Origin of the sequence: Candidatus Accumulibacter contiguus, from assembly GCF_012940005.1 — a bacterium.
Lineage (GTDB): Bacteria > Pseudomonadota > Gammaproteobacteria > Burkholderiales > Rhodocyclaceae > Accumulibacter > Accumulibacter contiguus.
In genome coordinates, this window is sequence record NZ_SPMX01000070.1 from 15754 (window position 1) to 29710 (window position 13957).

General features: G+C 58.8%; 16 protein-coding genes. 8 read left to right on the forward strand and 8 right to left on the reverse strand.

The genetic code is table 11. From position 1 onward, the window contains the following. Positions 1-12 precede the first annotated feature (12 nt). The 5 genes from E4Q08_RS19600 to icd form a co-directional block, all read right to left on the reverse strand. Positions 13-405: a bacteriohemerythrin gene (locus E4Q08_RS19600; protein ID WP_169071603.1), complete on the reverse strand. Its 393-nt coding sequence runs from the start codon at positions 403-405 to the stop codon at positions 13-15. A gap of 72 nt (positions 406-477) precedes the next feature. Beyond that, positions 478-1023 carry a ubiquinol-cytochrome c reductase iron-sulfur subunit gene (gene petA / locus E4Q08_RS19605; RefSeq protein WP_169071604.1) on the reverse strand — a complete coding sequence of 182 codons (546 nt, stop codon included), beginning with the start codon at positions 1021-1023 and terminating at the stop codon, positions 478-480. Positions 1024-1075: 52 nt separating this feature from the next. Then, the gene (locus E4Q08_RS19610) at positions 1076-1402 is read right to left on the reverse strand and encodes a thioredoxin family protein (protein WP_034910615.1); all 327 of its coding nucleotides are present in this window, start codon (positions 1400-1402) and stop codon (positions 1076-1078) included. A 22-nt stretch (positions 1403-1424) separates the two neighbouring features. Continuing rightward, entirely contained in the window at positions 1425-2639 is a 1215-nt protein-coding gene (locus tag E4Q08_RS19615; RefSeq protein ID WP_169071605.1) for a CaiB/BaiF CoA transferase family protein, read from the reverse strand. A gap of 70 nt (positions 2640-2709) precedes the next feature. Beyond that, positions 2710-3939 (reverse strand): NADP-dependent isocitrate dehydrogenase, encoded by a 1230-nt coding sequence (icd, locus tag E4Q08_RS19620; protein WP_034910609.1) that lies wholly within the window; start codon positions 3937-3939, stop codon positions 2710-2712. A 308-nt stretch (positions 3940-4247) separates the two neighbouring features. Between icd and aceK the strand changes: the two genes are divergently transcribed. The 7 genes from aceK (at position 4248) to E4Q08_RS19655 (ending at position 10255) form a co-directional block, all read left to right on the forward strand. Continuing rightward, on the forward strand, positions 4248-5999 hold the full coding sequence (aceK, locus tag E4Q08_RS19625) for a bifunctional isocitrate dehydrogenase kinase/phosphatase (protein ID WP_034910606.1): 1752 nt from the start codon (positions 4248-4250) through the stop codon (positions 5997-5999). 53 nt (positions 6000-6052) lie between these two features. Then, complete coding sequence (locus tag E4Q08_RS19630) at positions 6053-6613, forward strand: cob(I)yrinic acid a,c-diamide adenosyltransferase (RefSeq protein WP_034910604.1); 561 nt, start codon at positions 6053-6055, stop codon at positions 6611-6613. Between the two features lie 65 nt (positions 6614-6678). Continuing rightward, positions 6679-7236, forward strand: a complete 558-nt coding sequence (locus tag E4Q08_RS19635; protein WP_169071606.1) for a hypothetical protein — start codon at positions 6679-6681, stop codon at positions 7234-7236. Positions 7237-7439: 203 nt separating this feature from the next. Next, positions 7440-8039 carry an RNA polymerase sigma factor RpoE gene (rpoE, locus tag E4Q08_RS19640; RefSeq protein ID WP_034910596.1) on the forward strand — a complete coding sequence of 200 codons (600 nt, stop codon included), beginning with the start codon at positions 7440-7442 and terminating at the stop codon, positions 8037-8039. Positions 8040-8082: 43 nt separating this feature from the next. Then, positions 8083-8502 carry a SoxR reducing system RseC family protein gene (locus E4Q08_RS19645; protein WP_248595025.1) on the forward strand — a complete coding sequence of 140 codons (420 nt, stop codon included), beginning with the start codon at positions 8083-8085 and terminating at the stop codon, positions 8500-8502. 62 nt (positions 8503-8564) lie between these two features. Then, entirely contained in the window at positions 8565-10007 is a 1443-nt protein-coding gene (locus tag E4Q08_RS19650; protein WP_169071607.1) for a DegQ family serine endoprotease, read from the forward strand. After that, positions 10004-10255, forward strand: a complete 252-nt coding sequence (locus E4Q08_RS19655) for a glutaredoxin family protein (protein WP_169071608.1) — start codon at positions 10004-10006, stop codon at positions 10253-10255. The genes E4Q08_RS19650 and E4Q08_RS19655 overlap by 4 nt, the downstream gene beginning before the upstream one ends. An 884-nt stretch (positions 10256-11139) precedes the next feature. Here the strand turns inward: E4Q08_RS19655 and E4Q08_RS19660 are convergent. Continuing rightward, a complete protein-coding gene (locus E4Q08_RS19660; RefSeq protein WP_169071609.1) occupies positions 11140-11457 on the reverse strand; it encodes a hypothetical protein in 318 nt (105 codons plus the stop codon). 1484 nt (positions 11458-12941) lie between these two features. Here E4Q08_RS19660 and E4Q08_RS19665 point away from each other — a divergent pair. Then, positions 12942-13376 (forward strand): hypothetical protein, encoded by a 435-nt coding sequence (locus tag E4Q08_RS19665; RefSeq protein ID WP_169071610.1) that lies wholly within the window; start codon positions 12942-12944, stop codon positions 13374-13376. On the opposite strand, the gene E4Q08_RS19670 is transcribed toward E4Q08_RS19665, so the two are convergent. After that, the gene (locus E4Q08_RS19670; RefSeq protein WP_308240182.1) at positions 13358-13561 is read right to left on the reverse strand and encodes an IS4 family transposase; all 204 of its coding nucleotides are present in this window, start codon (positions 13559-13561) and stop codon (positions 13358-13360) included. The two genes, E4Q08_RS19665 and E4Q08_RS19670, sit on opposite strands and share 19 nt — an antisense overlap. Continuing rightward, the coding region (locus E4Q08_RS19675; RefSeq protein WP_211203500.1) for a transposase at positions 13498-13957 on the reverse strand (460 nt) is incomplete at its 5' end. The genes E4Q08_RS19675 and E4Q08_RS19670, both read right to left, overlap by 64 nt.

Below are 13957 nucleotides of genomic sequence, written 5' to 3' on the forward strand. Positions count from 1 at the left end.
TTTTTCGTTGATTCAAATGCGCGGGGCACTCACGTAGCGTGCATCGCGAGTTTCGATGTGGTGGATCAGAAAAGCCAACAGTTTGCGCGTCTGTCCGGGGATCAGTTCCTTTTCGCCTATCCGGTAGGTGTCGACCATGGCCGCCAGCGTGTCCAGCATTTCTGCGTGGTCTTCGACATGCTCGTCGAAGCCCTCATAACTGTCGAGCCGCATCAGCAGTTCTTCCGACAGGAAATGTGTTTTGCTGTACTCCAGCAGGGTTTCCAGGATCTGGCCGATTTCCTCGCTGCCGGCACGTGCCTCGACGGCAGCGCACAAGGCATCGATCAGGCCAAGCTGGACGCGGTGCTCGCCGTCCATGATCGGGTTCAAGCCCGGGAGGTGTCCATCATCGACCTGCGACATGAGCTATTCCTCAAAAGTTGCGCTGAAAATACCGACCGGCAGCATAGCATGCCGTCCCAGTGCCAGCGCGGCTTACGCCTCTCCGACCACGACGCGGTGATCGCCGTCGAGCCGATACACCGGAATGACCAGGTTGGCTGGCGCCGGTCCGCTGCGGAAGACGCGTCCGGCCAGATCAAACTTCGAAGCATGGCAGGGGCACAGGAACTGGCCGCGGACGCCCGACCCGCGGCGCAATTGCGGCGTGCAGCCCTGATGGGTGCATTGCCCGATGGCGACGAAGACGTCGGGGTGCAGCGAGCGATGGCGGTTGCGGCAGTTTTCGGGTTGCAGCGAATGCTCGCCATGCGGGTCGATGAGTTCATTTTCTTGATCGGCCAGCGCTGACACCTCTTCGGCCGTTCGCCGCAGAATCCAGAGCGTGCGACCCTGCCAATCGAGGACGCGCAGCTTTCCTGGCGGCAGGTCCGAAAAGTCTGCAGCAACCGGGCTGCCGCTCGGAGGCTGTGGTCTTTCCCCGAGATAACGGGCGACACCGACGCTCGCACCGACGACACAGAGGCTTGCCAGCATCTTCCGGCGACCGCTTTGCGGACTGCGGATCGGATCGTCATTCATGGCAGCGTTGAACAGGCTACACGCAATCGGGTGTGCATGATGCCACTCCTCTTCAAAACTGACTGGGAAAGTGGCGCAGCGCCTGGACGATTTCGTCGGCAGTCGTCGGTCTGACCAAGCGTGCCACTTCCTGTCCCTGTGCCATGAAAATCAGCGTCGGCCACAGCTTGACCCGAAAGGAACGGCCAAGACGGCGTCCCGGACCATCCTCGATCTTGACATGCTGCAGCTTCGGGTAGGCCGCCAATGCGGTTTCAAGCAGGGGCTGCGCTGCGAGACAGTAACCACACCACGGGGCTCCGAATTCGATGAGCGTCGGGCCTGGCAGCGAATCGATCTGCGAACGCGATGGTTCGGCTGTGGCAAATCGCCGGTTCATGCGGGTCTCCTGTTCTGGTGATTCATATGCTGCCGGCGTCGCGCAAGGCGCTGATTTCGGCGGTTGAGTAGCCGAGTCGCAGGAGCGTTTCGTCGGTATGTTCGCCGAGCGTCGGTCCCAACCATTCGGTGCTGCCCGGCGTCTCCGACAGCTTGGGTACGATGCCCGGGATCTTGAAAGGCCTGCCATCGGGCAGGGTGGCCGATTCGATCATCTGCCTGGCCAGATACTGCGGGTCGGCGAAGATGTCGGCGACCGAGTAGACGCGCGAGGCCGGGACTTCGGCAGCGGTGAGGACGGCGAGTACTTCCGATTCGTCGTGCGCTGTCGTCCAGGTGTCGATGGCCGCGTAGAGCTCGCTGCGGCGGGCATCACGACCGGCGTTATCGGTGAGTTCCGGGTCCTTGGCCAGATCTTCGCGACCGATCGCCTCCATCAGGCGCTTGAAGATCGCGTCGCCATTGGCACCAATCGTGACATGCTTGCCGTCGCGGGTGCTGTGCGTGTTCGAAGGGGTGATGCCGGGCATGATGTTGCCGGTACGTTCGCGAACGAAGCCGCAGACGTCGAACTCGGGCACCAGCGATTCCATCATCGCGAATACCGCTTCGTACAGCGCGACATCGACCACCTGCCCACGCCCGCCTTTGCCATCGGTGTCGCCCCGCTCCTTGTGGCGCAGGGCCATCAAGGTGCCGATCACTCCCCATAGTGCGGCAATCGAATCGCCAATCGAGATTCCGGTCTTGACCGGTGGCCGATCGGGAAAACCGGTCACGTAACGCAGTCCGCCCATCGATTCGCCAATCGCTCCGAAACCGGGTTGCTGCGCCATCGGGCCAGTCTGGCCGAACCCCGAGAGACGCAGCATCACCAGGCCGGGGTTGATTGCCGACAGGGCATCCCAGCCGAGCCCGAGCTTTTCGAGCACGCCGGGGCGGAAGTTCTCGACGACGATGTCGGCCTCGGCGACGAGCTTATGGACAATCTCGCGCCCCGCCGCATGCTTGAGATTCACCGTCAGCGATTTCTTGTTGCGCGATTGCACATACCACCACAGGGATGTGCCTTCGTAGAGTTTGCGCCACATGCGCAGGGGGTCACCGCCATCGGGCGATTCGATCTTGATCACTGCGGCGCCGAATTCGGCGAGGATACGCGCGGCGAAAGGGCCGGCAATCAGGCTGCCGAGTTCGATGACCGTCAGACCGGCGAGTGGTTTGTTCGATGGATTCATGAGGGATCAGTCCTGGAAGAACAAAGCCCCCTTGCGGGGGCCTTGTCAGTATGGCAGTAATAGTACTGGCCTACATGCGGGCAATCATCGCGTCGCCGAATTCGGAGCAGGACACCTCGGTGGCACCTTCCATCAGACGTGCGAAGTCGTAGGTCACGACCTTGTCGCCAATCGCCGCTTCCATCGCCGTGATGATCAGGTCGGCAGCTTCGGTCCAGCCGAGATGACGCAGCATCATTTCGGCAGAGAGGATCAGCGAACCCGGGTTCACCTTGTCGAGGCCGGCGTATTTCGGTGCCGTGCCGTGCGTGGCTTCAAAGCAGGCGTACTGGTCGGAGATGTTGGCGCCCGGAGCGATGCCGATACCGCCGACCTGTGCTGCCAGTGCGTCGGAAATGTAATCACCGTTCAGGTTGGTGGTACAGATCACGTCGTATTCCGCCGGGCGCAGCAGGATTTGCTGCAGGAAGGCATCGGCGATCGAGTCCTTGATGATGATGCCGTTCGGGAGCTTGAGCCAGGGTCCACCGTCGATCTCGACACCGCCGAACTCGTTCTTGGCCAGCGCGTAGGACCAGTCACGGAAGGCACCTTCGGTGAACTTCATGATGTTGCCCTTGTGCACAATGGTCACCGAGCGGCGCTTGTTGGCAATCGCGTACTTGATCGCAGCGCGCACCAGGCGCTCGGTACCGTCCTTCGAAATCGGCTTGATGCCGATGCCGGAAGTTGCCGGGAAGCGGATCTTCTTGACCCCCATCTCTTCCTGCAGGAACTTGATGACCTTGCTGCAGCCATCCGAACCAGCTTCCCATTCGATGCCGGCGTAGATGTCCTCGGTGTTTTCGCGGAAGATCACCATATTGGTCTTCGAGGGATCCTTGAGTGGCGAGGGGACGCCGCGGAAGTACTGGATCGGACGGACGCACTGGTAGAGGTCGAGTTCCTGGCGCAGTGCCACATTCAGCGAACGGATGCCGCCACCGACCGGGGTAGTCATCGGCCCCTTGATTGAAACCGAGTATTCCTTGAGCGTGTCGAGGGTCTCGGTCGACAACCAGACATCGGAACCGTACATCTGGGTCGATTTTTCGCCAGCGTACACTTCCATCCAGTGGATCTTCTTGACGCCGCCGTAGGCCTTAGCAACCGCCGCATCGACGACCTTGATCATCACCGGTGTAATGTCGATGCCAATGCCGTCGCCTTCGATGAAGGGGATGATCGGGTTGTCGGGAATGGCTTCCCCCGGAATGATTTTCTGGCCGCCCTGCGGGATTGTGATCAGACTTGCACTCATGCCAACTCCATATAGTGTGGTTTGCTTGTGGCCGATGCGGGTGCCGACAGCGGCGCCGTGCAGCTCCCCGCGGTGACTCGGAACCCGCAGATCGGACGATGCTGCGTACGTGGGCACGCTGGATCTGTCTGAAGCAAATTCGCCGGCGGCACCACTCGCAATTATGTCGCAAATGCAGACGATCTGCCAGCATATTCCGGACCAGGAGAGCGCCCGAACTGCCCGCCTGCCGCCATCGTCCGCGGCTTGGTGCGGCGCAGCACAGCGGATGCTACAATCGTTCCACATCAGACCATCGAGCTCAATTCATGGACATATCGACTGTTGCAAACGTGCTTGCCCAACGCATCGCCGAGGCGATGATCGATGGCTTCAACCGGCACTATCGACTGATCCGTCTCTACGGTCAGCAAGCCAAGCTGCTGTTCGAAAGTGCCGACTGGAAGGGCGTTCATGACGCCGTTCGCGAACGGATTCGTTCCTACGACGACCGTGTCAGCGAGACCGCCGAGCTGCTGTGTGCCAACTTTGGTGCCGCTTCGCTCGACGATGCCACCTGGCAGCAGCTCAAACTGCTCTACATCGGACAACTGATCAACCACAAGCAGCCCGAACTCGCGGAGACCTTCTTCAACTCGGTGTGCTCGAAGATCCTGCACCGCACGTATTTCAACAACGACTACATCTTTGCCCGGCCGGCAGTTTCGACGGAGTATATCCAGTCCTACCCGCCGACCTACCGGAGCTACTACCCGACGCAGTCCGGCCTGCGCAACACGGTCAGACAGATCATCGTCGACTTCGACTGGCAAAGGCCCTTCGAGAATCTCGACCGGGACGTCGATTACATCCTGCGCACCGCTCGGAAGCGTCTCGGCGACTGGCCAAACGCCGAGGCCAACGCGCAGATCCAGGTTCTGCACTCGGCTTTCTACCGCAACAAGGCGGCCTATCTCTTCGGCAAGGCGATCAACGGCCATGACGATTTTCCCTTTGCCATCGCGGTCGTGCACTCGCCGGAAGGCCAACTGGTGGTGGACACGATCCTCCTCGACGGCTGGCTGATCAGCGTCCTGTTCTCCCTGTCGCGCGCCTATTTCATGGTGGATATGGAAGTTCCTTCGGGCTACGTGGCCTTCCTGCGCAGCATCATGCCGAACAAGCCGCCGTCGGAGATTTACACCATGCTGGGCCTGGGCAAACAAGGCAAGACGCTTTTCTTCCGCGACCTGAAGCAGCACCTTCGTCATTCCGAAGATCAGTTCATCATTGCACCGGGGATTGCCGGCCTGGTCATGCTGGTGTTCACCTTGCCGTCGTATCCCTATGTGTTCAAGATGATCAAGGACGTCTTCGGGGCTTCGAAGGAAATGGACCGGGCAACCGTCAAGCGGAAATATCTGTTGGTCAAGCAGGTGGACCGGGTCGGTCGCATGTCGGACACGCTGGAGTTTTCGCATGTGGCGCTGCCAAAGAAACGTTTCTCGACGGAACTGCTCGAAGCGCTGCATACCCTGGCGCCGTCCCTGCTCGAGGAAGAGGGCGAAGACCTGGTGATCAAGCACCTCTACATCGAACGCCGCCTGACTCCACTCAACATCTATCTGGACTCGGCGACGCCGGCGCAGATCGACCACGCCGTGCTCGAATACGGTAACGCCATCAAGGAACTGGCCATCGCCAACATCTTCCCGGGCGACATGCTCTGGAAGAATTTTGGCGTGACCCGCTACAACCGCGTCGTTTTCTACGACTACGACGAGATCGAATACATGACCGATATCAACTTCCGGGTCATTCCGGAAGCACCGTACCCGGAAATGGAGATGTCCGGTGAACCCTGGTATTCGGTTGGCCGAAATGATGTCTTTCCCGAGGAATTTGCCAGCTTCCTGCTCGGTTCGCCGAAGGTGCGTTCGGCTTTCCTCAAATACCATCGCGCTTTGCTGAACGTGAAGTTCTGGAAGAGCGCGCAAGACAAGATTCGCGCCGGTCATCTCGAGGATTTCTTCCCCTATCCCGAAGATCTGCGTTTCTGCAAGGCTTTTGCTGCGGGCTGAGGCACGCATACGCCTTCCGCTATAATCATCTTTATTTGATCAGGAAAACCGGCATGGGCAATCGTCTCTCCAAAATCGTGACTCGCACCGGCGATGCGGGTACCACCGGCCTCGGTGACGGCACCCGGATTGGCAAGGACAGCCTGCGCATCGAGACGATGGGGCAGGTGGATGAACTCAACTCGATGATCGGCCTGTTACTGACCGAAGAAATGCCGGACGACATCCGGCAGGCCATGCTTCGCGTCCAGCATGACCTCTTTGATCTCGGAGGGGAATTGTGCATGCCGGGAATGAACGTCATCGGCGAGGCACATATCGATCGACTCGAAGACCTGGTCGAGCAGTTCAACGCCGATCTTTCGCCGCTCAAGGAATTCATCCTGCCCGGTGGTACCCGCGCCGCTGCCGTCGCGCATCTTGCACGTACCGTCTGCCGCCGCGCCGAGCGTTGCATCGTGCGCCTGGCAGATGCCGAAACGGTTTCCGATTTTGCTCGCAAGTATCTCAATCGCCTCTCGGACCTGATGTTTGTTCTGGGCCGCTCTCTCAACAAGGCCGGCGGGCGGGCAGACGTGTTGTGGGTGCAGGCGAGGAATCGCGACAGCGACTGAGGGCGCGCCTGCGCTGGCGTTAGCTCGTCATCGGAGGCAATACATCTTTCATGGAGTATCTCAGCATGGCGATCGGCATTACGGTCATCACCACGGCCAACCGCGCGCGGCGCTTTTTCCAGACCGACGCGGCTAGTCTCGAGCAGATTTTATCGAGCCTCCAACGCAGCGCTCAGCTCTTCTCCGGCACTCCGCTGATCATTGGCTCTGCGGGTCGGACCGAAGTGTTTGCCGCAGCGGCGATCGCTTGCCTGGAGATCGAAACGGCTCGCGACCTCAGCGGCTACCTGCCCAGCCCCGGCAACCTGACGCTGACGGCACTGACGCCCGAACAGCGTGCCGAACCGTTCGCAGGCTATCTCGAAGGAGAGCATTTCACGCGGCGGATCGAGTTTTTCTTTACTGGCGGTCATGTCTTGTTTACCCTCGCCGAAGGCGTTCGCAAGCCAGCGCTTGCCGAGCGCTTGATGAACCTGACCAGTCTCTTTGCGCGTCCGATAATCACCTATCGCCTGGCGCAAGGTGGCATCGGCCTGATGAATCCGCAGGCCATGACTCGCTTTGTGATCACCCCCGGCGTGCCCGACCTGCCGCGCGATGCCTGGCTTGCCGATGCTGCATAGGATCTGGGATCTGGCGGCAAGGACGGAAAACCCTCCGGCCAGCGGCTGACGAAGCCGGAATGGGCTAGCGCATTCCGGCTTTTCTGGTGCATGCACGGGCCCGTTTGCTGATGATTGCCGGTCATGCACTGTTACGATGGCGTTGCGATGCTTGCGCTATACTTGCGCGCGGATATTCGTATGTCAAAGGAAAAGCACAGAGCATGAGCGAACGCGAAATTGACCAGCAACTGGTCGAGCGCGCCCAGGGCGGTGACAAACACGCGTTCGAGGTACTGGTTGCGAAATACCAGCGCAAGATGGCGCGCCTGTTGTCGCGCTTCATTCGCGATCAGGCCGAGATCGAGGATGTTGCCCAGGAGGCATTCATCAAGGCCTATCGGGCGCTGCCCTTGTTTCGCGGTGACAGTGCGTTCTACACCTGGTTGTACCGGATTGCCATCAATACGGCCAAGAACTATCTCGTTGCGCAGGGACGCCGCGCCCCGACTTCGACCGAATTTGACGCGGAAGAAGCCGAGGGTTTCGAGGATGCCACGCAGTTGCGCGACATCAACACGCCGGAGAGTCTGCTGCAATCCAAACAGACTGGTGCTACGATCAACGCGGCGATGGCCGCCCTGCCGGAGGAATTACGTAGTGCGATCCTCCTGCGCGAGATCGAGGGCTTGAGTTATGAGGAAATTGCCGAGGCCATGAGTTGTCCGATTGGCACGGTGCGTTCGCGGATCTTCCGCGCCCGTGAGGCGGTAGCCGAAAAGTTGCGACCGCTTCTCGACACCTCGCCGGATCAGCGGTGGTAACTCGATCAAGGATTCAAGGGTATATCGGCGAGAGAGAGGACTGATGATGACGGATGCCTGGGGAACGGTGACTGCCGTGGATGATCAGCATGCAAGCATCCACATGGACGAAATTGGTTGTGGTCGCTGCGGGGAGCCGGGAGGGTGCGGGGGCAAGCATCTTGGCAAGCTGTTGTGCGGCACGCCGCGCACCGTCCGGGTACGGAATCCTGATCATTGTGGAGTCGGTGCGCGCGTGCGGGTGGCGGTGGCCGAGGGTTCGCTTGGTCGCAGTGCGCTGTATGCCTATGCTCTTCCTCTGCTGGCGCTGTTTGCCGGGGCGCTGTCGGGGTCGGCCTGCGGCGGCGAACTGGCGGCAATCGGCGGTGCCGTCGTCGGTCTGCTGGTCGGCTGGCTGGGCTTGCGGCGAGCGCAGCGGCAGATCCTGCGTGATCCCCGTTGGCAGCCTTCGATCCGGCCTTGATTTTGCCCAGGATGCCCGCATATTTCTTGCCATTCAATGACGTTCAGGAGGCTTTTGCTGCCATGAAACAATTGCTTGTGGCTTTCTTTTTTACGGTCTTCTCGGTATTGGCGCAAGCCGACAGCCGAGGACTGCCTGACTTCACCGAACTCGTGGAGAAGCAGGGGCCGGCAGTCGTCAATATCAGTACCACCCAGTCGCTGCGCAGCAATGGGCGGAATGCACAGCCGTTCCCCTTCGATGAAAATGATCCGATGTTCGAGTTCTTTCGGCGCTTCATTCCCCGCCAGCCGGGAATGCCGGGAATTCCCGGCGTCCCGCGCGACTATGAAAGCCGATCTCTTGGTTCCGGGTTCGTCATCAGTTCCGACGGTTATCTGCTGACCAATGCACACGTCGTGGACGCAGCAGACGAAATTCTCGTTCGGCTGACCGACAAGCGTGAGTTCAAGGCGCGGGTCATTGGCACGGACAAGCGCACCGACGTAGCGCTGATCAAGATCGAAGCGACCGGTTTGCCGACCGTTCGTCTGGGGGATCCGGGTGTCCTCAAGGTCGGCGAATGGGTGATCGCGATTGGCTCACCGTTCGGTTTCGAGAACAGCGTGACGGCCGGCATCGTCAGTGCCAAGGGACGCTCTCTTCCGCAGGAGAACTACGTCCCCTTCATCCAGACCGATACGGCGGTCAATCCGGGCAATTCAGGCGGACCCTTGTTCAACATGAAGGGCGAAGTGGTCGGAATCAACTCGCAGATATACAGCCGGTCGGGCGGTTTCATGGGGATCTCCTTTGCCATCCCGATCGATGTGGCGATGGAAGTGCAGGCGCAACTGCGCGCCACCGGCAAGGTCAGCCGCGGTCGAATCGGTGTTGTCATCCAGGAGGTGACCAAGGAATTGGCCGAATCCTTCGGTTTGAGCAAAGCCCAGGGTGCAGCGGTCAATGCCGTCGAAAAGGGTGGGCCGGCAGAGAAAGCGGGCATCGAACCGGGTGATGTCATCCTCAGATTCGACGGCAGGACGATCGGCAGTTCCAGCGATTTGCCACGCATCGTCGGCAGTACCAAGCCGGGAAGCAAAGTGACGATTCAGGTGTGGCGCAAGGGAACTACACGGGATATTCCGGTAGTGATCGGGGAAATCGCTGAAGAGAAAGTCGCTTCCCGCAGCAGCAGAGGAGCGAAGCCAGCCGAGCGAACGGCCAATCGCCTCGGCTTGGTGGTGTCCGAGTTGACTGCGGAGCAGAAGCGCGAACTCAAGGTCAATGGCGGATTACTGATCGAGGATGTCCGCAACAATGCGGCGCGCGTCGATCTGCGGCCGGGTGACGTCATCCTGGCGCTGATCACGCGTGGCGAGAATGTCGAAATCAAGAGCGGCGAACAGTTCAACCGTTTGCTCGCGCAGTTCGACAAGTCGGCCAACGTGACCTTGCTGGTCCGCCGCGGCGAGTTGCAGACCTTCGTCACCATCAAGGGTCTGCCCGAACGCCGCACCGAATGAGGCCGGTGACGAAGCTGACGCTGGTCTCGCGTCGCTACTGTCATCTCTGTACGGAAATGGCAGCAGCACTCGAAACATTGGCGGCCGACTTCGGCGTGGCTATCGAGGTAGTCGACGTCGACGCCGACGCGGCGCTCGAAGCACTCTACGACGAACTCGTCCCGGTCCTCCTGCATGATGGTCACGAGCTTTGCCATTACTTTCTCGATGCCAGCAAAGTCCGTGATTATTTGAGCGAAATCCGCTAGAATCCGCGCCTTCAGGCAGTTCGACCCAGGGTGCCCGCCGCCGGCACCCTTTCTTTTCAGGGGCGGCTCGGTCGCGTGCAACACATTCGCAAGTGCTTTCTTCATCCCCAGCATTCAAGCGGGTTTCAGAGGGTTCCGGGTGATTGCGTTCCTGATCCTACCCGCATTCCTACCCGCTTTTTGTAGCGCTGCCCTTGTCCGATGGTTGGGGCTACGGTCTGGCTAGCTCCCTGGCTGACGATAGGCTGCTTGCCGGCGACTCATTCAGCAACTGCGCCCCTCAGTTCGTCACTGTGCCTCCACAAGGCGCGATCTACAGTCAGTCGACACCTTCGTACCCCCCCGCAAGCCTGAGCGCCCCCTGGGCCATCTCCTGCAAGCCTTGACGCCATCATTGCGCAGTGCACCGCTAGCAAGTGGTGTGCCAGTCATCTGACAGCACCCTATAAGTTCAGGCTGTGCATGGCTTGGCTCGATTCTCGCTTGAACTTGCCATTAGCATGGCGCGGTGCGATCAAGCAGGGGGGGCAAGGTGGCACGCGGCGCAGCAAGTGAAAAAGTCCGCGGTCCGTATGATAGTTGAGGGGCGCCCCATTGGCGACGCAGAGGCAATGCCCCTGGCAAGCCTGCACGCTGGCCCTGTACGCCTCGTTCTGCTGTGCGCCGATACCCTTGATTACCCCTGTGCCAAAGAACACGCCCTAGCCCCTGGGGCAGGCACGCCCCCGCAAGGTAAGCGCACCGCGGTGAAAAAGTCCGCGGTCTGTATGATAGTTGCGAGCACCAAAAGACAAAGCCGGGTTTCCCCGGCCAGTCGCAATTCTGCTACCCCAAAAAGAAAAAGCCGGGGGTTTCCCCGGCTTCGCGTGCTGCGCTGCTAGCGACTACACGCCAGTGTATACCATCGACTCTACAACAACATCGGCGAACTGATAAAGCGCGTAGCTACGTGCTGTAAGGTGGGGGGTTGAATGTATCGCCTCACTTTCCAGCCACGCCTCTGCTAAGTCTTCTTTCTCTTCGATGCTGTCTGCATGTATGGCTTTGTGCGCCGTTCTGATGTAGAGCAGTTCAGTATCGGTAAGGTGGCGCGCCCTACGCGCCAACGAAGCTTGCAATTGGGCATAGGTTACCGAGGATAGTGCTTTCCAGAAAATGTCAAACTGCGCGTCGCTCATGAGGGTAAAATGTGCATTAGCCATGATCTACTCCAAGTCAGTAAGTTGTGGTTAGCCAAGGCGAGAGGCGCTAACCTCGAACCTTGGCGTTTGTGCGTCTAGCACAACGCTATGATACCACATGGTACGCTAATGCACAACAAAAACAAGGCATTGCGTGGAAATAGTGCGCCAGTGCATGCATGATGTACGGCTATCGACGACACAGAATAAATGCCATAGGGGTACGGTGGTACGGGGGGTACGGTGGTACGGGGGGTATATCGGACCCAAGGGGGGTGGCAGGGTGGTGGGGCATATAAGTAGGTCGTTCAGAGCGCCCCCAATTTTTGGCCCTATATGTTAAGATCGTTACATATCCTTGTAGATGATGCGGTCATTCTGGCAACGACACCCCGCCTCATCCAGCGCCAAGGCGAGGTCAAATCCCTAGACCCTGGAAGGCTTCAGTACCGAAAGCGAGGGCTGACATGAAGCAGATACAGCCGGTGGCGAAGAAAAGTCGGAAGGTGATTGCTAGCACTGCATCTAGGAACCGCTGTTTGCAGCGACACAAGCCGGCTTGGTGCATTTTGTGCGGTCAGATCATCAAACCGGGGCAGATGCTTGTGCACAAGCATGACGTGCATGGGGAAGCCTTTTCAAGCTCCACTGTGGGTCACGCGCCTAATAGCCAGTATGTACGCTTCGTTCAAGCTGGTTCACCGGGGCTGAGGAAAAGTGGTAGCTGACCATCTTCTCGCGGGAAGGGGTTTCTATGCTGTTGGCGTCTTTCTTTGGACCGAGGGGGAAGGGCTATGGACAAGAAGTTTGCATACCATACCATCATTGTTGAGAGTTTCAGTCCGCACTCTACCGCTGGCAGACATGGCGAAGTCCATATTCGGCCTGCCGAGGGGCAGTTCTATCCGCAGCACTTGTTTGTCGAGTGCTCTCGTCGCCTAGTTACCGATTTTCCCGTTGGTACAAAATTCCGCATGAAGGTGAAGCTGACTGACAAGCTAGGTGGAGGGGAATTTCTTTATTCCTATCACGGGTGGCCAGTCGAGGTTGTAGAAAGGGCTTAGAGGAAAAACAAACCTGCGAATTTTCCCCCATTGAAAACAGTTCAGGAGTCACAGCGGTTCGGTGGAGCGTGAGGATAACTTCAATACTGGCATTCTCGTGAGTAATCACACGCGTTTTGAGGTTGGCAGTAAAGAGCCAGATAGTGTTGTCCTTGACCGCACCCATGGTGCTGGGGGGGATCTTCTCCGCGTACGGGAACTCGGCCGTCTGTCCAAGGATGCGTACTACCGGCCGCCGACCACTTTTCTGGGTGTACTTCTCGACCTCTGCAGATACATCTTCAGGCGCAAGACCGACCGCTGATGGCGGCAGCCGAAGCGCTGTGCTGGAAGAATCAGTAGCGCGGTTATGGGTCACTGGCCGGACGGTTTGCCTCCGGTGAGCGGCGTTGCTACCAAGGAGGTATGTGTTATGTATTGCGACCTGCCAAGGATCAACCTATGAACTTCGTGCGTTTCGTATTGGTTTTTGCCCTTTGGTTCTGCCATCCCCTCGTTGCCAAAGCCTTAATTGTGGTGGACTTCAACAATATGGCCAGAGACTCTAATGGGTTTATATGGCAAGACATTTATCCTATAGGCCCGAGCCTCAATTTAGGTGGTGGGTTCTTAATTGAAACCTGTGGATATAGTGGCCGTTGTGGCAGTGGCAACCTTATGGTGGCCGGAAAAAATAACATATACCAAGCCGATGTTGGAGGCGCTACGCTCATCCCTGCTCAGTACACTGATATTGTATTAAAACTCAGCCGAACCGACACGAAGCCGTTTAATTTTTACTCGATAGATATTGCGGGGTTTAACGGCGACGGAGGGGCAGTTGCGTTCACTTTTTATAGCACCCGATTACCCACAACTCATCCGTCATTGAAATAGGCGGCACGGCCAGCCTCCAGGGCAATGGCAAATGCCCTGACCTTCTGCATCCCTTCCCAGATCGCCTTGGGGCCGGGATGCCCGTCGTGTTTTCGCCCGAGAAAGCCGCCAAAGCCGGCAATCAGCCGCACCATCTGACCCAGGGGCGGGGGAGCATCCGGCGGTGGTGAGCGATGGGCGACGATCCAGGCGGCTTGATATCAAACACCACGTCACAGGGCAAATCGGGGCAGTCCCGGCCCCAGGTAACCAAGGACAGGATGCGCCAGGCGATAATCAGGTAAATGACCAAGGCGCGTTCCAGTCGCTCCATGCTGCCCAACTGCAGGGATTCTATCTTGCAGCCTGATTTCCAAATGCGGAAAAGAATTTCTATCAGCCAGCGGCGGCGATACCAATCAATGAGTTGTACGATGTCTTCGAGCGTTTCCGCCGTCCGATTGGTCAGCAATTTCCATTCAATGGGCTCCTCCCCAACCGGCGGGTTTTCTTCTCGCGCCAGGATCGCGGTCACGGTCACGACCGGCGCACCCTTGCGTACGGGCAAGGTGACCCGCTCCCGGTAAAGCGTTTGCCGCACC